We start from the raw sequence: 24,184 nt of genomic DNA, 5'->3' as shown, positions 1-24,184 counted from the left end.
TTATAATTTAACCAAAAAAATGCGTTTTAAAATTAAAATTTTAGTTTTTTTACTTATTTCAGTAAATAAATTATTTGGGCAAAATTTTAATAATTACAATACAGAAATCAATAATTGTATTCGTAAAGCCGATTCTTGCAAAGTAAAACTTGATTACACAAATTCTTTTAATTACTTATCAAAAGCACTTAATCAAGCTAAAAAAACAAAAAATATAAATGCTGAAGTCTATTGCAACATTAAATTAATAGAACTGTTCCGGCATGCTAGTATTTTTAAAAAATCAGAATTTTATCTAACCAAAACAGAAACTTTAATAAGTAAAAACAAAGATAAGATTACCGATTTTAACTTAATGTCTTTTTATAGCCGAAAAGCTGCTTTGTATTCAGAATATTACAACATTGCCGATTCGGTTAATTATTATTCAACCAAAACATTAACTTTAGCAAAAAAATTACAAAATTTAGATTTTCAGTTTATTAGTTTAATGGAAATTGGTTTTTACTACGAACAAACCAATTCACTAGGAAATGCTATAGCTTATTATGAAAAGGGTTTACAAGTTGCGAAACAACACAACAAAACTTCAGAATATTGCGATGCCTTAATTAATTTAGCCAGAACACTTGAAAAAACAAAATATTATAACCTTGCAATAGATAAATGTAACGAAGGTTTAAAAATTTTAGAAACAAGCGATAACTATTTTCAAAAATTACTTTTTTATGAAATTAAACAAAAAGCTTATCTAAATCTAGGTAATAAATCGGCTGCTTATGACAATTTAAAGCAACGATTAAAATACACAGATAAATATTATGAAAATAGTATTCAAATTAAGCTAATAGAAGAAAGCAAAAAATATGATTTATTAGAACGCGACAAGACAATTTCACAAAAAGAAAAAGATATTAAAACTGCAAAGTAAATTGAAATTTTACTACTTCTTATTCTTACTTTGTGTATGGTTGGAATAATTACGATGTGGAAATACAGTAAAAAACTAAAAACAATAAACAACAAATTAAAGGTTTATTCCGAAGAAAACATTTTCTTATTAAACGAAGCTAACCACCGAATTAACAACAATTTACAAATAATTATAATTTTATTAACCGAAGAACTTGATAAAATCGATGAATCAAATCAGGAAAGTTTATCAATAAAAAATGTACTAACTAAAATAGAATCGGTTGCAACTTTACACAAACATCTTTATCAAAATACTGATAAAAAAATGGTAAACATTAAAAATTATTTAAATGAGATATTAAATAATTTTAAAGAACTGTTTTTAGAAAAAGAAATTGCAGTAAACCGCAAATTTTGCAATTACGAATTACCAATTGATTTAGCAATGTACTTAGGCTTACTATGTACAGAGTTATTAATAAACTCTATAAAATATGCTTTTAAAAACCAAAAAAATAAATTAATTTCGATTGAATTAAATGTTAATCAATCTATTTTACACATTAAATATTCCGATAATGGACAAGGATCAATAGGCAAAACAATAGACCCTGTGCTTGTTACTCTATTTGTCAGCAAATAAACGCAAATTATAAAATTGAAACTGTATCGGGTTTTGAATTATATATTACCAAACAATTAACAACAAATGAATAACAGTAACTGTAAAATATTAATTGTAGAGGACGAAATTTTAATAGCCAACTTTATTTTAAAAATGCTACAAAATGAAGGCTTTACTACTACAGAAGTTGCTTACAACTCAATTACAGCACTTGAAAAATTCGCAACTTTTTTACCCGAAATCATACTACTTGACATTAATCTAGAAACCAAAAATTCAGGAATAGAATTAGCTAAAAAGAAAAACAAACAAGCCAAAATTATTTACTTAACAGCACAAAACGATACTGAAACCATACAAAAAGCAATAGAAACTAACCCTGAAACGTATTTAACCAAACCCATTAAAAAAACCGATGTTTTAGCAGCTATACAATTAGCTAGTATAAAAAACACAACTAAACATATAACTATACGCAATGGTTATACCAATGAAATTATTAGTTTTGACGCTATTTTATATATCATAGCCGAAAAAAACTATATAGACATTTATACTTTAAATGGCAAGTTTACTATACGCAAATCATTATCGCATTTTTTAGAAGAACTACCTGCAAACTTCATTCAAATTCATCGCTCAATAGTAATCAACAAAAAACATATCCAAAAAAAATCGGCAAGTAAGGTTTTTATAAATAATGTTGAACTTACCATATCACGTAATTTTACTTTTACGTTGTAAATAAATTTTATATCAACTAGTAAGTATTTTACTCGCAATTCTATACCAACTGTTGTTCATATACATAAACTTGTATTTGGTCCCTTTTTTTTTTAAGTCCATTTTATTAAAAAGTAAATTTACTCATAAACTTTAATTATTAATTTATGAATGAACTATTACAAAGTAATAGTTTATCGGTTCCGTTAGAATTAGATAAATTATTAGAAGAATATAATGGATCAAAAGTGGAAGAAACACCATATATTGAAAAACTAATTTCTTACAATGGTTATTATAGTTTGGATACAGTACCAGGTGCATTTTTTTCTATTGATACCAAAGAAATTTGCCTAAATAAACAAATCACTCAAAAGTCAAAGAAAATAAAACTTTCAATTGTTACAATTTCGTTTTCTTTAGATGGCAAAACATCTCAAGAATACAAAATTAACAATCATGTTTCTTTTCAAAATAATGTTTTAACAATCCAAAATGTTCTTCAAATAACTTTTGCCCGTGAGTTTGAAAATGGTAAATTAACAACTATTTATGGTGAAATTAACGGTAGTAAAATTACAGGTTACACGTATTTTAACCCTGTTGATCTATCTGTTTTTTGTGGCAATTACATAAACACAAAAAACAATCGAATAGATTTATCTATTACACACAAAAACAATTTTATTGACGTAATGTATCGGGTAAATGATTCATTAGTTTCAATCCCGCTTTATACATACAATACAGCAATGTATGTTTTGCAATTTCACAATTTAGACATCACTTATACCTTAATGTTGGGTACTGCTGCTAAAAATGGATTAGCATGCAGTGTAACTTCAACTCAAAACAATGATCAATCCTTTTTATTAACTATTATTTAATTTAAAGATTATGAAAAAAATTATATTATTAATCCTGTTTGGTTTTTTTAGCTTAATTAATACAAAAGCGCAATGTGACGGTAAAACAATTAATTTTGGATATAGCAATAGTGGTTTTCCAGTCTTTAGTGGAACTTTTTCATATATTGGTATGAAAAATGGTAAGTGCGAGTTTAAACATACAAATCAATATAATGAAATTTTACGTATTTTTTGGAATAATGGAGCTTGGGTATTTCAAACTGACTATGGGTCAAACCTCTATTACACAACAACAGATGTGGGGAGTTTACCCCCAAATTTTCAAACAGGAAATTGGCAACATAGCATTGGGCATCTTGTTCCGAATCAGGTAGATGGTTCAGGAACAGTTAAAGCTTTTGTTAATAATCCTACATTAACAAATGCAACAAATTGTGCACTAAACAATGGTTCTGCAAATATTACAACAAATAGTTTTGGTATTGCACCATATACATATAGTTGGAAAAACGCATTAGGCAATGTAATTTCCACAACAAGCTCAGCATCAAACCTAACAACAGGCTCATATACAGTAATTGTAACTGATGGATCTGGTGAAATAAACGAAAAATCATTTACTATAGGAGAATCCTTGGTTACACCAACTATCTCTTCTCAAACGAATGTTTCGTGTAATGGTGGTACTAATGGTTCAGCTACGATAACAGCTACTGGCGGTACAGCTCCTTACACCTATTCTTGGTCTCCAAGTGGCGGAACTGCTGCTACAGCAACCGGTTTAGCTGCAGGCACTTATACATGTACAATAACCGATGCGAATGCATGTTCAAAAACAGTAAGTACAACCATTACACAACCAACAACATTGATGCTTACTAATGCAGCACAAACAAACGTTTCATGTAATGGTGGATTTAATGGCTCAGCCTCTGTTAACGCAGCTACAGGAGGAACTGGACCTTATTCTTATAATTGGACACCTGGAAATCCTACAGGAGATGGAACATTGTCGGTGAGCGGATTAGATGCAAGAACGTGGACATGTACCGTAACCGATGCTAATGGATGTACAAAAACAGTTACTACAACCATTACACAACCTACAACTGCTTTAAACGGAAGTATTGCTAAAACAGATGTTTCATGTAACGGCGGTACTAATGGTTCAGCTACGATAACAGCTACTGGCGGTACAGCTCCTTACACCTATTCTTGGTCTCCAAGTGGCGGAACTGCTGCTACAGCAACCGGTTTAGCTGCAGGCACTTATACATGTACAATAACCGATGCGAATGCATGTTCAAAAACAGTAAGTACAACCATTACACAACCAACAACATTGATGCTTACTAATGCAGCACAAACAAACGTTTCATGTAATGGTGGATTTAATGGCTCAGCCTCTGTTAACGCAGCTACAGGAGGAACTGGACCTTATTCCTATAATTGGACACCTGGAAATCCTACAGGAGATGGAACATTGTCGGTGAGCGGATTAGATGCAAGAACGTGGACATGTACCGTAACCGATGCTAATGGATGTACAAAAACAGTTACTACAACCATTACACAACCTACAACTGCTTTAAACGGAAGTATTGCTAAAACAGATGTTTCATGTAATGGTGGTACTAATGGTTCAGCTACGATAACAGCTACTGGCGGTACAGCTCCTTACACCTATTCTTGGTCTCCAAGTGGTGGAACTGCTGCTACAACAACTGGTTTAGCTGCAGGAACCTATACATGTACTATTACCGATGCTAATGGATGCACAAAAACAGTTACTACAACCATTCTACAACCTACAACTGCTTTAAACGGAAGTATTGCTAAAACAGATGTTTCATGTAATGGTGGTACTAATGGTAAGGCTACAGTAACAGCTACTGGTGGTACAGCTCCTTACACCTATTCTTGGTCTCCAAGTGGTGGAACTGCTGCTACAGCAACTGGTTTAGCTGCAGGAACCTATACATGTACTATTACCGATGCTAATGGATGTACAAAAACAGTTACTACAACCATTACACAACCTACAACTGCTTTAAACGGAAGTATTGCTAAAACAGATGTTTCATGTAATGGCGATATTAATGGTAAGGCTACAGTAACAGCTACTGGTGGTACAGTACCTTATACCTATTCTTGGTCTCCAAGTGGTGGAACTGCTGCTACAGCAACTGGTTTAGCTGCAGGAACCTATACATGTACTATTACCGATGCTAATGGATGTACAAAAACAGTTACTACAACCATTACACAACCTACAACTGCTTTAAACGGAAGTATTGCTAAAACAGATGTTTCATGTAATGGTGGTACTAATGGTTCAGCTACGATAACAGCTACTGGTGGTACAGTACCTTATACCTATTCTTGGTCTCCAAGTGGCGGAACTGCTGCTACAGCAACCGGTTTAGCTGCAGGCAATTATACATGTACTATTACCGATGCTAATGGATGCACAAAAACAGTTACTACAACCATTACACAACCTACAACTGCTTTAAACGGAAGTATTGCTAAAACAGATGTTTCATGTAATGGTGGTACTAATGGTAAGGCTACAGTAACAGCTACTGGTGGTACAGCTCCTTACACCTATTCTTGGTCTCCAAGTGGTGGAACTGTTGCTACAGCAACTGGATTAGCTGCAGGAACCTATACATTTACTATTACCGATGCTAATGGATGCACAAAAACAGTTACTACAACCATTACACAACCTACAACTGCTTTAAACGGAAGTATTGCTAAAACGGATGTTTCATGTAATGGTGGTACTAATGGTAAGGCTACAGTAACAGCTACTGGTGGTACAGTACCTTATACCTATTCTTGGTCTCCAAGTGGTGGAACTGCTGCTACAGCAACCGGTTTAGCTGCAGGAACCTATACATGTACTATTACCGATGCTAATGGATGTACAAAAACAGTTGCTACAACCATTACACAACCTACAACTGCTTTAAACGGAAGTATTGCTAAAACAGATGTTTCATGTAATGGTGGTACTAATGGTAAGGCTACAGTAACAGCTACTGGTGGTACAGTACCTTATACCTATTCTTGGTCTCCAAGTGGTGGAACTGCTGCTACAGCAACTGGTTTAGCTGCAGGAACCTATACATGTACAATTACCGATGCGAATGGATGTACAAAAACAGTTACTACAACCATTACACAACCAGCAGCATTAATTGCAGAAGCAACTCAAAATTATCCAGCAACTTGTTTACAAAATTCCAATGCAAGTGCAACAGTAGCAATATCTGGCGGAACAGCACCTTATTCATACGCATGGGATAACGGCGTAAATACAGCAACTGCTAATAATCTTTCTGTTGGAAATCATACGGTGATGATAACAGATGCGAATGGTTGCAAAACTACAGCTACTATTGCAACAACTTTTGCAGATACAGTAGCACCTGTTCCAAGTATAGTAAACTTACCAACTATAACTAAAGAGTGTGCCGTTTTATCAACAGATATTATTGCACCAACAGCAACTGATAACTGTGCAGGCATTTTAACTGCAACTACAACAAGTGCATTGAGTTATACTAATGAAGGAACCTACACTATTACTTGGACTTATAATGATGGTAATGGTAACACAACTACACAATTACAAACCGTTGTTGTACAACCATCTCCATTAGCAAATACAACATTAAACAGCTTAACAACTGTTTACAATGGGTCTGCTCAAACATTAAATGTCACAAATTTACCTGCAAATGCAAGTGTGTCATATAGTATCAATCCTGATACAGGACTAAATAATGGAGCTATTAATGCAGGTACATATGTTATAACAGCTGTTGTAACCCCCCCAATTACATCTGTAAACTGTGAAAAGAAAACTTTAACTGCTAATCTTGTTATAGAAAAAGCTACCCAAACTATTGCTTTTAATGAATTAGATGCCTTAATTTTAGAAAATGCTGCTGATTTTCAACTAGCGGCAACAGCTACATCAGATTTACCAATTAATTATAGTTATACATATAACCAAAGTAGTGCAGCTGCAACAGTAACAAGTCAAGGGTGGGTTGAACTTCAACATTCGGGATCTATTTTTATAACAGCGCATCAAGATGGTAACAACAATTATCTTCCTGCAACAGTTGTTGAACGTGAATTAATTATAAACAGTAAAGATGCAACAATCCATCAATTAGTCATCAACGAAAAAGTTTATAATGAACCTAATGAAGACATCTATTACATGCAAAATTGTGATGCTTTATCGAACGAAGTAGCAATAGATGTGAACACCGAATTTGGAGCTACAGTTATACCAGCAAATAAATTTACTATAATTACTCCTAAACCAGGCATTTTTAGAAAAACAATCACCATTACTTCTGAAAATGGTGAAGTTACTAAAACGTATAATATAGTAATTGAACGTCCATTTAATTTTGATGATATTGTAATTCAAAAATTTGATAATACACTTCTTGTAAACAACAATCCGGAAACAAACGGTGGCTATCGTTTTGTTAAGTATCAATGGTATAAAAACGATGTGCTTGTAGGTGAAAACCAAGTATATTCTGTAGGAAATAGTACTCAAGATATTTTAGATGAAACAGCACTATATAGTGTAACAGTTACAACCGAAAATGGTGATGTAATACATACCTGTGCTAGTGAAGTTACAAGAAAACATAATTTTAAAATTAATGTGTACCCAAATCCGGTAAATACTAACGAAGAATTACAAGTGGTTTTCGATTACCCGTCATCATCGTTCAATGGAGCAACGGCCGAATTATTTACTACAACAGGCAAACGCATACATTCGGCTGTTTTAAAAGAAAAAGTTTCTTCAGTACAATTACCAGCAGAAATTTCATCAGGTATATATATACTTGTATTAAATATTGAAGGTAAACAAGAAGTAATTAAAGTAATCGTAAAATAATAAATCATGAAACTAATGAAAAAAAACAGTAATTTACATGTAATTTTAGGTTGTTTTACAACATTACTTATAACAAATACTACGCTAGCTCAGGAGTGGAGCATTGAAGGCGGCGCACATTTTATAAATCAACGAAAAGAAAATGCATTTCCAATATCAGGTAAGTCTGAAGGATTTTCTGTTGGAATTGGGTACAGTAAATATCTAAATACAAATTGGAGTTTAAATACAGGAATATCTTATTTTAACAGCAAAATAAATTTTGCAGCTTCAAATATTAATGGAACTTACAATGAAACAGATATGGAAAATGATTCTTTTGAATTTCGTTATAATGTAGAATCTTTTGAAGAAAAGATACAATGTAGTAGTTTTCGTATTCCACTTACTTTACAATACGAAACTTTAGGAATTGTTCGTTGGTATATGCGTACTGGGGTTGTTTACGATATTTCTATTGGGAATTCAAAATACAATCAAAATTGGGGAAACATTAAAACTTCGGGGTATTATCCACAATGGGATGCAGAGTTACATGGACCTAATTATGTAGGATTCGGTAACATGGGTAACCTACACCATGAAGGAAATTTTAAACTTCAAAATAATTTTTCATGGTTAGTTGAAACTGGTGTAAAACAACAATTACGAGCTGTAGATGACATTTATCTTGGTTTATTTTTTGAGTTGGGCTTAAATAATATTCGTCCAAAAACGGATGCAACTGAAAAAGCAATTGTTTACACCAAAAATATACAAGAGCCTTTAGTTTATAACTCTGTCTTAAACCAAGAAATATATAAAGATAAAAAATTGGCTTTATATACAATTGGCTTTAAAATAAGATATGCTATTGATTTTTAAGATATTAAGTTAATATAAAAAAAAAAAAAAAAATCCACTTCGTTTTGAAGTGGATTTTTTATAATAAGTTTAAAATTATTTTGCAGCTTGTACTGTATCTGTTGTTGCAGTTGCACCTTCGGTTGCAGGTGTAGTTTCAGCACTTGTAGTATCTTGTTTAACTATTGGTTGTTCTGGAGCCACATCGCTAGTTTCAACAACTTTTGTAGTACCTTTTACTGGTTTAGCATCAATTGTTGAATTTCCACAACTTCTGTATAAAAAGAAAATAAGAACTACCCCTAACATTAAAGGAATTAAACTGTATTTAAACGCATTACCGCTTTTGTCTTGACCGTTATTCATAATTTTAAATTTTTTGATAATCACTAAAACGTGACAAATATACTATCTTTTTTAGCATTTTTTTACCACTTGCATTAAAATATTATTGACTAATGCAAAAAACAAATATTTAAATACTTAATTGGTTACTTATTTTTTTCTTCAATCCATAAACTCATGTATTTTAAAGCTTGTAAACTTTGATGCCACAATATTTTTTGAATGATTAGTTTTTTACGGTGTTCTTCTAAATTATTCTGTAAATTCAGCAATAAATTCGCTAAAACCCCATTCCAAATTTTAAAAGAAAAACACGTATTTATAATTAACAATCCGTTTACCACTGCATTATCCCAACTTTCTTCATTGGTATATAATTCGTAAACAGCATTTACAAAATCGGTTTCATTCGTAGCAATAATACCCGCCCAATTATCTGCTGTAATTCCTTCGCTACCAATATTTGTGGTTACACTAGGCAGTTTATTTTTAAAACCATCTATAAACTTACCTTTTAACCCCGCACCAAATGGAATGGGCGCTGTTAAAATTCGGTAATTTTGCATGGTTGTGTTTACATCATCAGCTTTTCCTTTAATAATAAAACCAGTTGCTACATTGTGCAATTGATTAATTTTATGTGTTGGATAAGCTCCGTAAATATGTATTTCAATATTCTTTATTCTTTTTCTAATTTCGGGCCATACTTTTTTAAGTTGTAATACCGTTTCGAAATTAGGTTCGTGAATAAAATTACCAATAAACATTAAGTTTTTTCGTTGATGAAAATTCGGCAATTTATTAAAGATGTCAATCTGTAAATCGTGTTCAATAAAAGGCAAATACAGTAATTGATTTGGAGAAACATTAAATTCTTTAACCAACAAATCGTATTCAAATTGTGAAATTATAAGCGATAAATCGCATCTGTAAATCGCAGCTAATTCACGATAACAATCTGGGGAGTCGTAATTAATTTCTATATTTTTTTTATACGCAATCGTTCGTGCTTTTCTAACAAAATGTAAGTCTTCGGTATCTAAAACTGTTAAAACGTTTGGCAAACATTCTTTTACGCGCCACCCAAACTGTTCTTCGGTTACAAAACGGTCGTAAACCACAATAGTTGGTTGTAAATTGCTAATAAACGTATTAAACGATTCGTTATTTAATGCAATTGTATGTTCTTGTACCTGCATTTCATTTAATGCAAATGATGCTACCGATTTTGATGCTGCACTAGCAAAGTGAATATCTTTTGTAATTAACTGTAATTGCTGAATTAACTGCAACATGTGCCAACCTGCTGCCGATGATGTAGGTTCGGGCCAAACCAAACCTATAATTAAAATTCTATTGTTCATTTAACAAATATCTAAGTTAATTTCAAAACACACTAATGTTATTTAATTTGTAAATTTGCAAAAAAATATCTTATTAAATGTTAGGACTTAAATTATTAACCGATCCACGTTGGGCAAATATAGCCGAAAGTAATATTGAAGAAATTTTAACCGATCATGCATGGTGCGAACAAAAAGCAGCAACTAATGCCATTACTATAATTACCTATAATTCTGAACACGAAGATTTGGTTACAGCCATGACCGAAATTGCCATTGAAGAAATGGAGCATTTTAAAATGGTGCACGATATTATTAAGCAACGTGGCTATACTTTAGGACGCGAACGAAAAGATGATTATGTTAACCAACTTTATAAATTTATGAAGAAAGACGGCAGCCGCAACGATGCTTTTATTGATAGATTGCTTTTTGCTGCAATGATTGAAGCTAGAAGTTGCGAACGCTTTAGAGTGCTTTCTGAAAATATTAAAGACGATGAATTAGCTAAATTTTACCGAGATTTAATGATTTCTGAAGCAGGACATTACACTGCTTTTATAAAATTTGCTAAAAAATATACCGAACGAACCGATGTTGATAAACGTTGGAAAGAATGGCTTGATTTTGAAGGGCAACTTATACAAAATTACGGCACAAAAGAAACCGTTCACGGATAAAAAAATAACACCTTGGTATTAACCAAGGTGTTTTTTTTATTCTAACCTAGTCACTGCATTACCATTCTTATTGTTGTAACCGTTATGTAAATTTATTTTAAACTGTATGTACGAATTTACCGGTTTATTGTTTTTAATTGCTGGCACCCATTGATTTGATTTCTCAATAGTTTCGCGAATAACATCTTTACATAAACTAAAATCTTCATTTACAAAATCAACTTTAGCAACTTTACCTTTATCGGTAACTAAAACTTCAATGATTACCGATGCCTGTTTCCCTTTAAACTTGCCACGTTTACATATTTTTGTAGCAGCTTCTATCTTTTTTAACAAAACATTGTAACCGCCATGGTATTTCGCCATTACATCTACCTCTCTATAAACTATTGTTTCGGTAATTTCTGATTGTTCAGCGTTTTCGCTTTGAGCTTGGGTTGAAACTGTTAATAATCCAATTAAAAGTAAATAAAAAAAATTTGTTTTCATAAGTAAAATAGTGTTTAAGCAAATATACAACTTTGTTTGTTTCTTTAAAATTATAGTATTGTTTATTATTTTTGCTAAAAATTTGCCCATGTATCATTACAAAAACTCCTTTATAAACTTTACCGATTTTGGCAAAGGCAATGCCGTATTGCTTGTTCATGGTTTTTTAGAAAACGAAACCATGTGGCAAAAAACAACTGCTGCTTTACAAAAAAAGTACCGTGTAATAACAGTTGATTTATTGGGTCATGGCAAAAGTGATTGTTATGGTTATGTGCATAACATGGAAGAACAAGCCGATATGCTTTTTGGTTTAATTAACCACTTACGCTTGCGTAAAGTAACACTTGTTGGTCATTCAATGGGTGGATATGTTTCTTTGGCATTTGCAGAATTATATCCGGATAATGTTAGAGCGCTGGTGTTGTTAAATTCTTCGGCACAAGCTGATTCTGACGAACGTAAAATAAACCGCTCTCGTGCAATTGAAGTTGTAAAGAAAAACAGTAATGCATTTATACAAATGGCTACTCAAAATTTATTTAACGAACAAGCACACCTACTGTTTAAAACCGAAATTAATCATTTTACTCAACAAGCTTTAAAAACACCTGTACAAGGTATAATAGCTGCGTTAGAAGGAATGAAAAACAGAATGGATCGTGAAGCTTTATTGCATTTTGGCCCATATCCTAAATTGATTATTGCAAGCGAAAACGACACCATTATTCCTATTGAAGATATTAAAAACCAGGTTATTGACGCCGACGTTACTTTTAAAACAATACCAGGTGGACATGTTTCAACCATTGAACAAAACGAATTAGTTAATGAACTTTTATTGCATTTTTTAAAGAAAAACGGTTAATTTTCTTGTTCAATAAAAGCAATTTGGCTATTTAAAATTTCTGCAATTATTATTGACAATTCTTCTTTAAATTCATGTAGCATTTCCTTTGTCATTACATCAAACAACTGTTTATCTTGTTTTATTCCAAACATTAAATAACCCGATTTTCTGTTTTTAAATGAGTAAATTCCGGCTTGTATAGGCAAATTAGTTTTATCATAATACATAAAACCATATAAAAGCAATTGCAACGCTTTTTCAAACTTAATATCTTTTGTAAGTCCTTCAATTTGACTAATTTGTACCTGATTAAGCTCCACTTTACCCGTTTTATAATCAACAATACGCAAAATGCCGTTTCTAACTTCTATTCTATCTGCTATACCAGAAATAGTTACATGATATGGTAATTGGCTGTGTTGTAATTCTGCAGATAAGCGTTGCTCTAAACCAACAATTTCAACAACATCACCTGCTTCTAACAATTGTTTTTCAAGCATTAAAAAATGATAAATATTGCGCTTAGCTACTTCAAAAGCTAATAAGTTTTTGCCTTGTTTTTCTTTTGTGTCGGAGAAATTAATTTCAAATTGCTTTAAAATTTCATTTTCATATATATCAAACAAACTTTCAATATTTTGCAAAGTAAGTTGTTGCCCTACAAAAGGCAAATACATACTTTCTAAAGCCCCATGAATTATAGTTCCAAGGGTATTTAAAGCAATATTTTCTTCAACCTCATCTACTTCTCTAACACCTAAAACACGCTGCATATAAAACTGAAAAGGATTGCGAATGTAATTACTTATAGCCGATGGCGAAAAGCCGTTGCCTGTTGCTATTTCTTTTAATCGATTTTGTAACAGTGGTGATTTTGCAACATTTAATAATTGATTAATTGTTTTTGGCGTTTGTGCAAAATAATTTGAAACCTTTATTGTATGTTTAACGTGTGGATCTAACAATAACTGCGTAATAAACCTACTTTTTTCGCCAGCATCTAACCCTTCAGAATCTGAATTATATAACAAATAAATATTTTTAGCACGTAATAACAAATGGTAAAAATGATAGGTATAAATAGCATCTTTCTCTTTAAAAGTAGGCAAACCTAATTCAACTTTTACATCGTGCGGAATAAAAGAATTCATTGTTTTTCCTGCAGGAAATTTCCCTTCATTAACCGATGTTATGATTACATTTTCAAAATCCAATACCCTACTTTCTAACACACCCATTATTTGTAAACCTTCAAGCGGTTCCCCTTCAAACGATACTTCGGCTAAATCGGCAATTTGTTTATAAATAGTGACTAGTTGTTGGGGAGATGTAATTACTTGGTATTTTAATTGATAATTTTTTAGTTGTACAATTACTTTGTAAAATGCATGTAAAAATGTTAATGAAACATCGTCGTTGTTCTCTTTTAAAAACGCACGAAGTTTAAAAATCAATTGCATTAATTTTTCAATAATTGAAAGCGAATCTTCAACCCAAGGCAAAGTAATTAATTGTAAAACATCGTTCGCATTTTGATAAGTTTCTAATTTTGAAAAATCGAAAAAAGAAAAATTTCTTTTATTAATTTCATCTACCACTTTTTTGGTTTGGGCCAAATGTGCTATCAAAGGGTGTGAAAAAACATCTAAAACCTCTTTATGGTAAAAAACAGCCTTTGTTCCTCCACGATTTAAAGCATTCACATGCATTTTAAACAACTTAGCAAAAAACAATTGTACAGGATTGGATTTACTATCGTAACCCATAGTTATATTTAATGCAGGAACTGTATTAGGCAATGCATACAAAACTGGTATTAACAAATTTTCTTCTGATAAAACAATAGCTGTATTTTGAATACTTTTATTGTTTTCAGCTAATTGTTCAACAATACTCCCTACAATTTTTGCTTGTCCAACGGATTTTGGAGTACTTATGATTTCAATATTCTTTTTTTGAGCAAATTCATTCACAATCCACTCATACGGATGCGTTTTATAATACGACCAATTTTGTTTTATTTTTCTAGCAAAATAGCCTGCTCCATGATCAAAATCGTTTAAAAACCATTCATCAGTGTCCCAAAACACTTTAGCCATTCCATTTTTTAAAAGTTGTTTAAAAATATGTTCTTCGGCTTTGTTTAAGGCGTTAAAACCAGCAAAATAATATTTTTTTGTATTTGTATCGATAAATGCATCTAATTTTTCAACTGCTAAACGATATGCCATCCCTTGATAACCACAATTTAACTGCAGCAAATGCTTTTGTAATGCATTGTAATAACTAGGTAATTTATTCCAAAAAGTAAGATAGTTATTTATTAAAGGGGTTTGATCTTCGGTTTGTACCGACCAGTGATTTATTACATCAATATCTTTTAAATAATCAAAAACATAAGCAGGGTTTAAAAGATATCTATCAATTTCGTTAAAGTCTTGCAACAGCATTTTTGCCCAATTACTAAATTGTTCAAAATCTTGTTGTTCGGTTAAAGATGTAATTTGTTTATACACCTCGTAAAACTCTAAAACAAGTTCAATACTATCTAGTACATTTATTTTAGAAAGTGATGCAATTAAGTCTTCAACACTTATAATTTGTGGTGCAAAAAAAGTGGTTGTAGTAGTTTTTTTTAGACTTTCTAACAAAAACAAACGGGCACGTTTATTGGGTAAAACAACAACTACCGATGCAAAATTATGTTGATGTTCTTTAACAATTTCTGCTGCAAGTTTATCTATAAAACGAATTGATTCCATTTTATAAAAATAAAAAAACGCCTCGATAAATCGAGGCGTTCTTTAAAATATTTCAATCAAAAATTATTTGATCAATTTAATCTCAGTACGACGGTTGTTAGCGCGTCCTTCTGCAGTTTTGTTATCGTCGATTGGACGTTTAGAACCAAAACCTTCAGCAGTTAAACGGTTAGCAGAAATACCTTTAGAAATTAAATAGTTTCTAACTGCATTTGCACGGTCGTTTGATAATGGATCGTTAATTTTATCAGTTCCTGTGTTATCAGTATGCCCTTCGATAGCGAATTTAGCATTAGGGAATTGATTCATTACGCTTGCCATATTATCTAACACAGTGTAAGTTTTCTCTTGGAAAGTAGATTTACCAGTGTTAAACAAAATAGTTTTACCATAATCGTTTAATTGTTTAATGTGCTCTTCTTTAACTTCAGGACATCCTTTGTTTGAAGCTGGACCTGCAACTTCTGGACACTCATCCATTCTGTCAATTACACCATCTTCGTCAGAATCTGGCCAAGGACAACCATTGTTTTCTTTTGGACCTGCTTCATCAGGACATTCGTCTTGAGCATCTGTAACACCATCGTTATCAGTATCAGGACATCCGTTGAATTCTGGTAAACCTGGCTCATCAATACAAGCATCTTGGTTATCAGCTATACCATCACCGTCAGTATCAGGACAACCGTTGAATTGTGGCTCACCAAATACGTTAGGACATTCGTCTAAATGATCAACAACACCATCAGCATCCGTATCAGGACAACCGTTGAATTGTTTTAAACCAGCAACTTCTGGACACTCATCGTATTTATCTAAGATACCATCGTTATCTGTATCTTTTCCACCAAAACGGAAAGTTACACCAGCTGTGTGTTGTAAATGTGTTGGTACAGATACATTTTGAGCTCTTAATACACCTTCGTCTTCTAATTGGTGTTTGTAAGTAGATGAAAGGTTTAAACCAATGTTTTCAGAGAACCATAATGTTAAACCTAAACCTCCGTTTACATTTCCAGAAGATGCTTTGCCTAAGAAAGTGTAACCACCACCAACGTGTACAGAAGGATCAAACCATTTAGTACCTAATAAACCACCAATGCTGTAACGGAATTGACCGTCTACACCGTAGTACATTAAATCGGCACCTGCCATAGTTCTTTGACCGTTAAATAAACCGTCGATTGTACTACTATCCGCAGACATAACTACTTTTTTCATTTTATTTACAGAACCTGTAACACCAAATGATACGTTTGCACCTAAATAACGAGATACGTTTAAAACAGAAGCAGATGGTAAAATACTCCAGTTATCTGTTTGGAAATATTGACCAAAACGGTCTGGAAAGTCTGTTGCAACACTTGAACGTCCACCGTCCAAAGCATTAACACCCACGGTTACTGCCCATGGTTGATCAGCATTTTGTGCTTGCGTTGCTGTACCAGCAAATAACAAAGCAGCTGCAAATACTTTTAATTGTTTCATAACTATTCAATTTTCTACTTTACGTAATTTTGACAAAAATAAATTGTTTCAACGAATATACAAAATAATTTATTGAAACCGTTAACATTTTTATAAGATTTTTTTTAGATTACTCCTAATTCTTTTCCAACTTGTGTAAAAGCTTCTATTGCTTTATCAAGATGAGCTTGGGTGTGTGCTGCTGATAATTGTACGCGTATACGTGCTTTATCTTTTGGAACAACAGGAAAAAAGAATCCTATAACATAAATACCTTTTTCTAACAATTTATCGGCCATTACTTGCGATAATTTTGCATCGTACAACATAACTGGAACAATTGCCGAATCACCATCGATAAAATCAAAACCTGCAGCTTTCATTCCTTTTTTAAAGTAATTGGTATTCCATTCTAATTGGTCGCGTAATTTAGTATCGCGCTTTAGTAATTCAAATACTTTTAACGAAGCGCCTACTATTGAAGGTGCTAATGAATTAGAGAACAAATACGGACGTGAACGTTGGCGTAAAATATCAATAATTTCTTTTTTAGCTGTTGTATATCCACCCATTGCACCGCCTAACGCTTTACCTAATGTACCTGTAATAATATCAACACGGCCCATTACGTTTTTAGCTTCTAAAGTTCCTTTACCAGTTGCACCAATAAAACCAGCAGCGTGGCATTCATCAACCATAACCATAGCGTCGTATTTATCGGCTAAATCGCAAATTTTATCTAAAGGCGCAACCAATCCGTCCATTGAAAAAACACCATCGGTTACAATTAGTTTAAAACGACGACCATCGGCAACTGCTTGCTGTAATTGTTTTTCCAAATCGGCCATATCGTTGTTTTCGTAACGGTAACGAGCTGCTTTACACAAACGAACTCCATCTATAATTGATGCGTGGTTTAAGCTATCAGAAATAATACAGTCTTCGGCTCCTAACAAAGGTTCAAAAACCCCACCGTTTGCGTCAAATGCTGCTGCATATAAAATGGTATCTTCAGTTCCGTAAAAATCGGCAATTTCTTGTTCTAATTGTTTGTGAATATCTTGTGTTCCACATATAAATCGAACAGACGACATACCAAAACCATGTGTATCTAGAGCATCTTTTGCTGCTTGAACCACTTCTAGATGTGATGACAACCCTAAGTAATTATTTGCACAAAAATTCAATACTGTTTCGCCTGTATTTATCTTAATTTCGGCTCCTTGTGGCGATGTAATTATTCGTTCTTTTTTATACAAACCATTTGCTTTAATGGTGTCTATTTCACTTTGTAAAAAATCTTTAATTGATCCGTACATATGTTTTTTGTTTTGTTTTAAATTGATGTGTTACAAATGTATTATTTTTAAATGGTCTTGTATATATAACAGCACTTTTTTTACCACTTGGTAGCCCATTTCTTCTATTGCCAATGCGTATTCATTAATTTGTTTGGCATATTTAGCATGCTCTTCACCTGTTTTATAATCAATTATATAGGCTTTTGTACCATTTAACGCCACACGGTCGGGTTTTATGTTTTTGAAGGTTTCATGTAAAATAGTTCGTTCGTTATAAATAATATTTTCATCATCAAAAAACGGTTGTAAATCACTATGTGACACAATTTGATTCAAAAGATCTGTAATTTCATCCACTTTAACAACCTCAACAACGCCTTTTGAAACTGCTTGTTTTACAACAAAATCCACATCATTTGCAGTATAGATTTCCGAAAGCAATTCGTGAATTAAATTTCCTTTTTCAATGGCAAATTGTTGTGTTGTATCCCACATTTTTGCTTCGCGTTTTGCTATTTTTATTACAGATGGCTGTATGGTATTTAACACCGATTGTATGATGACAGGTTTTTGTTGAAGTTCTTTTTCACCAGACACTTTTACTGCTTCGCCAAAAGAATACTGAAGTTGTTCTGAATTAAAAACACCCTTATGTTGTAAAAAGTTTACAAAAAAAGCAGCAAGTGTGTTGGGCAATGTACCTTTTGAAGTAAATTTATAACTACTAATAATATACAATTGTTCTTCGGCACGAGTTAAAGCTACGTATAAAACATTTAAATTATCTAACAATTCTTCTTGCTTTTTTTGTTCGAACAAGCGCTGCGCTGTTTCACCATACATTTGTACATCGCTTTTTAAATCTACTAAAGCTTTTGGCAATGCAAATTGTTCATTTTCTTCTAAATCAACCCAAATTTTATCGCGCGATTTTGAAAAATCATCATCGGCAAAAGGGTAAATAACCACAGGAAACTCCAATCCTTTAGCTTTGTGAACAGTCATTAACCGCACTGCGTTTTCGTTTTCTGGTGCTGGTATACTAAGCTTGTGGTAGTTTTGTTCCCAGTAATTTAAAAAGTCGGCAATAGTTGCTTGCTTTTTTACAGTTTGTTCTAGAATTAAATCAAGAAAATACTGTACATACGCATCGGTTTTTTTTGCTGGAATAAAAGCTGTTACCAACAATTCAACCACAACATATAAATTATTTTTGCGCAGTGTGTTAAAATCAACAATAACATTAAAGGTTTTTAAATAGTTTTCAAAATCAGTTTCGTTATTTAACATCATTCCGTTAAAAATAACATCGTGCACAGATTCATTTATAGCAATATAGGTACCAACAAAATACAAAATAAGTGCTTTGGCTTCTTTATCGTTATTGTTTTTTATAAAGCGTAATAAATTCAACAATAACTGCACTTCGGTTGCATTATTAATTAACAACGTTTCCGACGATAAAATACGAATGCCGTTTTTGGTTAAAAAATTTGCTACTTCAACACCGTTTTTACTTTTACGAGTTAAAACTACAATATCGCCCAACGAAAAACCTTGCTGCAATACGTTATTTATAGTTTGCAGCACTTGATTAAGATACAAATCGGTTTTTGTAAGCGTTTCGTTCATTTCAAGTTCGGCTTGATCTAAAAATGATATTTGCACAAATCCGCCTTTTTTAGATGTAGTGTTTTGATGCGAATAATTTTCGTACAAATTTTTATAGGCCGCATTTTGAAACTCACTTGCCAAAAACCTAAAAATACTATTATTAAAATCTACAACTTCGGCAAAACTACGGTAATTGGTATCTAAACTTATGGTTGCTTTTGATGGATTTGAAAACGGATTTTCCCCAGCACTTAACTCCATAAATTGTTCGGCTTTACCCCCACGCCAACGGTAAATAGCTTGTTTAGGATCGCCAACTATCATTAAAGACCCTTCTTTACCATAATCATCGGCACCTGAAAGTGCATTATCAATTAAAGGTACTAAATTTTGCCATTGCAATTCGGATGTATCTTGAAATTCATCAATAAAAAAGTGACGGTATTTTTCGCCCATTCGTTCATAAATAAAAGGGGCAGGTTGGTTTTTTAATTCTTCGTAAATGATTTTATTAAATTGCGAAATAGATAAAATTTGTTGTTCCGTTTGTATACGATTTAATTCATTGCTGATAGAATTTAACAACGAAAGCGGTACTAGGTTTTTAAGAAAAGCCTCGTAAAAATAAACCTTACCAAAAAGCGGATATATTTTTTTTGTAATAGCAAGTAAATCGGGAATTAGTTGTTCTATTGCAACCTTATCTTTTGCTGTTTTGTTAATTTGTATATCGTTAAACTCGTAATATTTTTTGTTGGTATAATTAAAATTACCATCAACAATACTCATTAAATGATTTGGAAATGTACCTCTACTAAACGATTTTAAGTCGATACCATTTGTATCTAACAATTGTAAAGCGCTTTGAGCCAAAGTAACAGTTTGCGTTTTTAACTGTGTAATTTGTTGTTGCAAGCTGTTCTTTAATGATAGAAAAGTATGCATTTCTATGTTTTCAAAAGCTTCCAATTCTTGTTTGTTATTTTCGTTTAACAACAAACGACCAATTTCCATTAATTCGTTAGTAACATCCCAACTTTTATCGTCATCGGCTTTACTTATGGAAAAATCGACTAACAATTTAGTTAATTCCTTATCAACACCAGCTTTGGCAATAATAGCATCAACAGCTTCTTGCAACAACGCTTCGGTATCTAACGAAACTTCAAAATGAAAAGGCAAGTTTAAATCAAACGCAAAAGATCGAATTACTTTGTGCGTGAATTTATCAATAGTAGAAATATCAAAACCGGCATAATTATGAATGATGTTCTTTAAAACACGCTTCGCTTTTTCGCGAATATAAGCTTCGGTAAAAGGCGTTTCGGCAACAATTTGTTCTAACAATTGATACTCTTTTTTAGGAATATCGTATAAAGTAAATGCGTAAATACACGATACAATGCGCGATTTCATTTCGTTAACCGCTTTATTTGTAAAAGTAATAGCAAGTATGTTTCGGTAAGCATCGTCTTTATTCGTATATCCCAACAAAATTTTAAGATACTCTTTTACAAGCGTATGCGTTTTTCCGGCACCTGCCGAAGCATTGTATATGGTAAAGGCTTTTTTTTCCAAAATAATTTATAAAAATGTTAACAAACAGCTGCCACAATAATTTTTGTTGCTGTACTTTTTTGCGTAAATTTGAAATAAAAATAATACTAATCTTTAAAATATAATAGTTATGGCTTTTGAATTACCAAATTTACCTTATTCTTATGACGCTTTAGAGCCGCATATCGACGCTAAAACAATGGAAATTCACCACTCTAAACACCACCAAGCTTATACAAATAATTTGAATGCAGCAATTGAAGGTACTGATTTAGCAGGAAAATCGATTGACGAAATCATAAAAAACTTAGATTTAAATAACAAAGCAGTTCGTAATAACGGCGGTGGTTTTTACAACCATAATTTGTTTTGGGAAGTTATGGCACCAAATGCTGGTGGCCAACCAACTGGCGATTTAGCTGCAGCTATTAACGATGCTTTTGGAAGCTTTGACGCTTTTAAAGACACTTTTGCTAAAGCTGGTGCTACACAATTTGGTTCGGGCTGGGCATGGTTATGTGTTAAAAATGGCAAATTAGAAGTTTGTGCTACTGCAAATCAAGACAATCCTTTAATGCCAGGTATTGGTTGCGAAGGTACACCAATTTTAGGTTTAGATGTTTGGGAACACGCGTACTACTTAAACTACCAAAACCGCAGACCCGATTATATTAACGCATTTTTTAATGTTGTTAACTGGGATGCTGTTGCTAAAAAATATGCAGACGCTAAATAATATCCTTTTTATAAATGGAAAAATCGCCTTTCGGGGCGATTTTATTTTTTTAATATGTTTTCTAAAGTAGATGCTACATCCTCACGACCATATTCGCCAAAATAAGCAGAATACTTATCTTTGTTTATAACAACAAAACTTGAACATGAGTAATGATAATTAAAAAATAAATGCTCTATCAATGCATTAGGGTCTTTTTTCCAATTGTAATCTTTTAACGTTTTAAGGCCTTCGTTGCTTTTATAAATTCTTAATACATTTACATTAGCTACTTTTCTAACTTTTTTATTTAATTCTTTATCCCATTTTAACTGCTTTCTTCGTTTTGCTCCTACACCACTAGAATTACAAGGATCTTTACCTGGGTAATAATAAATAATCAATGGTTTATTATAGTCTAACTGTAAATGTAATTTTTCGTTTAAAATTTTAAATAAATTTGGTGCATCACTTAAAACACCTTTTTCAATTCTATCATATACAAACAATATTTTATGCTTATTTAACGAATCATTTGTAACGCTAATATTTCCATATTCAAGTAACTTTTCATCAAAAACCTTTTTGCTAATTTCATTATCATTAGCATCGTAATACGTTTGGGCATTAGTTATAGTTTGAACAATAAATGCTAGTAGTAATAATGTTTTTTTCATATTGTTTCTTTTATTCGATTAGTACATTTTTTAAAGTGTTTACTACATTTTCATGGCTGTATTCTCCAAAAAATGCACAATACTTATCTTTATTTATAACAACAAAACTTGAACAAGGGTAATGATAATTAAAAAATAAATTTTCTATTAAACCATTAGGGTCTTTTTTCCAATCAAAATCATTTATTGTTCTAATTCCTCTCGCGTTCTTATATACGTACAATGTATTTACTTTGGCATTTTTTTTTATTTTTTTATCTAATTGTTCTTGCCATTCCATTTCACTTTGTCTTGTTGCTGTACCACTAGAATTACAACGATCTTTACCTGGGTAATAATAAATAATTAATGGTTTGTTGTAATCTAACGGCAAATGTAACTTTTCAGTTAAAACTTTAAATAAATTTGGCGCATCGCCTAAAGTACCATTTTCCCTTCTATCACATGTAAACATTATTTTATGTTTATTTAGCGAATCATTTGTAACACCAAAAAAGCCTTTTTTTAGTAACTGTTCATCAAAAACCTTTTTGCTAATTTCATTAGCATTAGCATCGTAATACGTTTGGGCATTAATTGTTCCTTGAATAATCAAAGTAAGTAATAATAGTATTTTTTTCATATTGTTTCTTTTCAATAAAAATATAAAATTAATTTTACAAAATGAATCCACTCGAAATAATTTACCAAGATAACTATTTGGTTGCCATTAACAAACCGCACGATTTATTGGTTCATCAATCACCAATTGCCCGAAATGCCGAAGAATTTGCTGTACAACTTTTACGCGACCAAATAAACCAAAAAGTATATCCAGTACATCGGTTAGACCGAAAAACGTCGGGCGTTTTACTTTTTGCTTTAGATAAAGATACCAACCGAAATTTAGTAGAACAATTCACCAATAAATCAACACAAAAAAAATATTGGGCAATTGTACGCGGCTTTTGTGCCGATGAATTAACTATTGATTATGCGCTACATCGTGACGACGGTGTTTTACAAGATGCTGTTACCATAATAAAAACGTTGGAAAAGACTGAAATTGATTTACCTCACGGCAAACACCAAACATCGCGTTACAGTTTAATACAGGCCGAACCTTTAACGGGACGAATGCACCAAATACGCAAACACATGGCACATATTTTACATCCAATTATTGGCGACAGACCTCATGGCTGCAACAAACAAAACAAATTATGGTTAGAAAAATTTGACATGAAAACCATGCTTTTACATGCATACACACTTACTTTTCAACATCCAAACACAAAGCAAACTATTACTTTAACCGCAAAACCTTCACAGGTTTTCACAAATGTTTATAAGCAGTTACACTTTAAAACTCCTTTTTTATAAAAAAACCAAACAAAAACAATGTATTTTAAAGCAAAATGCTGTTTAATCATGTAAAAACAACATGGTTTTTAAGCAATTAATTTAGTACCTTTACCAAAATTTGCC

19 protein-coding genes are annotated in these 24,184 nt (G+C 32.2%); 10 read left to right on the top strand and 9 right to left on the bottom strand.

Features of this window, described 5'->3' with window-relative positions; translation table 11 throughout:
• The first annotated feature begins 19 nt into the window (after positions 1–19).
• From P3875_RS03445 to P3875_RS03420, 6 genes are all read left to right on the top strand, one after another.
• Positions 20–931, top strand: coding sequence for a hypothetical protein (locus tag P3875_RS03445; protein WP_303444860.1), 912 nt, complete (start codon positions 20–22; stop codon positions 929–931).
• 36 nt (positions 932–967) lie between these two features.
• Positions 968–1,558: a histidine kinase dimerization/phosphoacceptor domain -containing protein gene (locus P3875_RS03440; RefSeq protein WP_303444859.1), complete on the top strand. Its 591-nt coding sequence runs from the start codon at positions 968–970 to the stop codon at positions 1,556–1,558.
• A gap of 66 nt (positions 1,559–1,624) precedes the next feature.
• Positions 1,625–2,284 carry a LytR/AlgR family response regulator transcription factor gene (locus tag P3875_RS03435; protein WP_303444858.1) on the top strand — a complete coding sequence of 220 codons (660 nt, stop codon included), beginning with the start codon at positions 1,625–1,627 and terminating at the stop codon, positions 2,282–2,284.
• A gap of 146 nt (positions 2,285–2,430) precedes the next feature.
• Positions 2,431–3,150 carry a hypothetical protein gene (locus tag P3875_RS03430; protein WP_303444857.1) on the top strand — a complete coding sequence of 240 codons (720 nt, stop codon included), beginning with the start codon at positions 2,431–2,433 and terminating at the stop codon, positions 3,148–3,150.
• A gap of 10 nt (positions 3,151–3,160) precedes the next feature.
• Complete coding sequence (locus tag P3875_RS03425) at positions 3,161–8,074, top strand: T9SS type A sorting domain-containing protein (protein WP_303444856.1); 4,914 nt, start codon at positions 3,161–3,163, stop codon at positions 8,072–8,074.
• 6 nt (positions 8,075–8,080) lie between these two features.
• A complete protein-coding gene (locus tag P3875_RS03420; RefSeq protein ID WP_303444855.1) occupies positions 8,081–8,938 on the top strand; it encodes an outer membrane beta-barrel protein in 858 nt (285 codons plus the stop codon).
• Positions 8,939–9,013: 75 nt separating this feature from the next.
• On the opposite strand, the gene P3875_RS03415 is transcribed toward P3875_RS03420, so the two are convergent.
• Together P3875_RS03415 and P3875_RS03410 are read right to left on the bottom strand one after the other, a co-directional pair.
• The gene (locus P3875_RS03415; protein WP_303444854.1) at positions 9,014–9,283 is read right to left on the bottom strand and encodes a hypothetical protein; all 270 of its coding nucleotides are present in this window, start codon (positions 9,281–9,283) and stop codon (positions 9,014–9,016) included.
• Between the two features lie 125 nt (positions 9,284–9,408).
• Positions 9,409–10,626 (bottom strand): glycosyltransferase family 4 protein, encoded by a 1,218-nt coding sequence (locus P3875_RS03410; protein ID WP_303444853.1) that lies wholly within the window; start codon positions 10,624–10,626, stop codon positions 9,409–9,411.
• 77 nt (positions 10,627–10,703) lie between these two features.
• Here P3875_RS03410 and P3875_RS03405 point away from each other — a divergent pair, with 77 nt between their 5' ends.
• Positions 10,704–11,285 (top strand): tRNA-(ms[2]io[6]A)-hydroxylase, encoded by a 582-nt coding sequence (locus tag P3875_RS03405; RefSeq protein ID WP_303444852.1) that lies wholly within the window; start codon positions 10,704–10,706, stop codon positions 11,283–11,285.
• Positions 11,286–11,321: 36 nt separating this feature from the next.
• On the opposite strand, the gene P3875_RS03400 is transcribed toward P3875_RS03405, so the two are convergent.
• Complete coding sequence (locus tag P3875_RS03400) at positions 11,322–11,774, bottom strand: energy transducer TonB (RefSeq protein ID WP_303444851.1); 453 nt, start codon at positions 11,772–11,774, stop codon at positions 11,322–11,324.
• 88 nt (positions 11,775–11,862) lie between these two features.
• Between P3875_RS03400 and P3875_RS03395 the strand changes: the two genes are divergently transcribed.
• The gene (locus tag P3875_RS03395) at positions 11,863–12,642 is read left to right on the top strand and encodes an alpha/beta fold hydrolase (RefSeq protein ID WP_303444850.1); all 780 of its coding nucleotides are present in this window, start codon (positions 11,863–11,865) and stop codon (positions 12,640–12,642) included.
• On the opposite strand, the gene P3875_RS03390 is transcribed toward P3875_RS03395, so the two are convergent.
• The 4 genes from P3875_RS03390 to P3875_RS03375 all read right to left on the bottom strand — a co-directional run bounded on the left by P3875_RS03390 (position 12,639) and on the right by P3875_RS03375 (position 21,349).
• The gene (locus tag P3875_RS03390; RefSeq protein WP_303444849.1) at positions 12,639–15,386 is read right to left on the bottom strand and encodes a PD-(D/E)XK nuclease family protein; all 2,748 of its coding nucleotides are present in this window, start codon (positions 15,384–15,386) and stop codon (positions 12,639–12,641) included. The two genes, P3875_RS03395 and P3875_RS03390, sit on opposite strands and share 4 nt — an antisense overlap.
• A 63-nt stretch (positions 15,387–15,449) precedes the next feature.
• Positions 15,450–16,874, bottom strand: coding sequence for an OmpA family protein (locus tag P3875_RS03385; RefSeq protein WP_303444848.1), 1,425 nt, complete (start codon positions 16,872–16,874; stop codon positions 15,450–15,452).
• A 104-nt stretch (positions 16,875–16,978) separates the two neighbouring features.
• Complete coding sequence (gene kbl / locus P3875_RS03380) at positions 16,979–18,172, bottom strand: glycine C-acetyltransferase (protein ID WP_303444847.1); 1,194 nt, start codon at positions 18,170–18,172, stop codon at positions 16,979–16,981.
• Positions 18,173–18,202: 30 nt separating this feature from the next.
• Complete coding sequence (locus P3875_RS03375; RefSeq protein ID WP_303445415.1) at positions 18,203–21,349, bottom strand: UvrD-helicase domain-containing protein; 3,147 nt, start codon at positions 21,347–21,349, stop codon at positions 18,203–18,205.
• Between the two features lie 106 nt (positions 21,350–21,455).
• Between P3875_RS03375 and P3875_RS03370 the strand changes: the two genes are divergently transcribed.
• Positions 21,456–22,061 (top strand): superoxide dismutase, encoded by a 606-nt coding sequence (locus P3875_RS03370; RefSeq protein WP_303444846.1) that lies wholly within the window; start codon positions 21,456–21,458, stop codon positions 22,059–22,061.
• Between the two features lie 41 nt (positions 22,062–22,102).
• Here the strand turns inward: P3875_RS03370 and P3875_RS03365 are convergent, their stop codons facing one another.
• On the bottom strand, positions 22,103–22,717 hold the full coding sequence (locus tag P3875_RS03365) for a hypothetical protein (protein WP_303444845.1): 615 nt from the start codon (positions 22,715–22,717) through the stop codon (positions 22,103–22,105).
• A 10-nt stretch (positions 22,718–22,727) separates the two neighbouring features.
• Entirely contained in the window at positions 22,728–23,339 is a 612-nt protein-coding gene (locus tag P3875_RS03360; protein ID WP_303444844.1) for a hypothetical protein, read from the bottom strand.
• Between the two features lie 41 nt (positions 23,340–23,380).
• Here P3875_RS03360 and P3875_RS03355 point away from each other — a divergent pair, with 41 nt between their 5' ends.
• On the top strand, positions 23,381–24,079 hold the full coding sequence (locus P3875_RS03355; protein ID WP_303444843.1) for a pseudouridine synthase: 699 nt from the start codon (positions 23,381–23,383) through the stop codon (positions 24,077–24,079).
• Positions 24,080–24,184 lie beyond the last annotated feature (105 nt).

The sequence above is a fragment of the Myroides sp. JBRI-B21084 genome (assembly GCF_030545015.1).
GTDB lineage: Bacteria > Bacteroidota > Bacteroidia > Flavobacteriales > Flavobacteriaceae > Flavobacterium.
The sequence above is the reverse complement of the archived record's forward strand: the minus strand, read 5'-3'. Positions and strand labels throughout refer to the sequence as shown.

Coding starts and splice junctions, on each gene's coding strand:
- P3875_RS03445 (WP_303444860.1), top strand. CDS start 20: ATGCGTTTTAAAATTAAAATTTTAGTTTTTTTACTTATTTCAGTAAAT.
- P3875_RS03430 (WP_303444857.1), top strand. CDS start 2,431: ATGAATGAACTATTACAAAGTAATAGTTTATCGGTTCCGTTAGAATTA.
- P3875_RS03410 (WP_303444853.1), bottom strand. CDS start 10,626: ATGAACAATAGAATTTTAATTATAGGTTTGGTTTGGCCCGAACCTACA.
- P3875_RS03435 (WP_303444858.1), top strand. CDS start 1,625: ATGAATAACAGTAACTGTAAAATATTAATTGTAGAGGACGAAATTTTA.
- P3875_RS03365 (WP_303444845.1), bottom strand. CDS start 22,717: ATGAAAAAAACATTATTACTACTAGCATTTATTGTTCAAACTATAACT.
- P3875_RS03360 (WP_303444844.1), bottom strand. CDS start 23,339: ATGAAAAAAATACTATTATTACTTACTTTGATTATTCAAGGAACAATT.
- P3875_RS03440 (WP_303444859.1), top strand. CDS start 968: ATGGTTGGAATAATTACGATGTGGAAATACAGTAAAAAACTAAAAACA.
- P3875_RS03395 (WP_303444850.1), top strand. CDS start 11,863: ATGTATCATTACAAAAACTCCTTTATAAACTTTACCGATTTTGGCAAA.
- P3875_RS03355 (WP_303444843.1), top strand. CDS start 23,381: ATGAATCCACTCGAAATAATTTACCAAGATAACTATTTGGTTGCCATT.
- P3875_RS03425 (WP_303444856.1), top strand. CDS start 3,161: ATGAAAAAAATTATATTATTAATCCTGTTTGGTTTTTTTAGCTTAATT.
- kbl (WP_303444847.1), bottom strand. CDS start 18,172: ATGTACGGATCAATTAAAGATTTTTTACAAAGTGAAATAGACACCATT.
- P3875_RS03390 (WP_303444849.1), bottom strand. CDS start 15,386: ATGGAATCAATTCGTTTTATAGATAAACTTGCAGCAGAAATTGTTAAA.
- P3875_RS03400 (WP_303444851.1), bottom strand. CDS start 11,774: ATGAAAACAAATTTTTTTTATTTACTTTTAATTGGATTATTAACAGTT.
- P3875_RS03385 (WP_303444848.1), bottom strand. CDS start 16,874: ATGAAACAATTAAAAGTATTTGCAGCTGCTTTGTTATTTGCTGGTACA.
- P3875_RS03415 (WP_303444854.1), bottom strand. CDS start 9,283: ATGAATAACGGTCAAGACAAAAGCGGTAATGCGTTTAAATACAGTTTA.
- P3875_RS03370 (WP_303444846.1), top strand. CDS start 21,456: ATGGCTTTTGAATTACCAAATTTACCTTATTCTTATGACGCTTTAGAG.
- P3875_RS03420 (WP_303444855.1), top strand. CDS start 8,081: ATGAAACTAATGAAAAAAAACAGTAATTTACATGTAATTTTAGGTTGT.
- P3875_RS03405 (WP_303444852.1), top strand. CDS start 10,704: ATGTTAGGACTTAAATTATTAACCGATCCACGTTGGGCAAATATAGCC.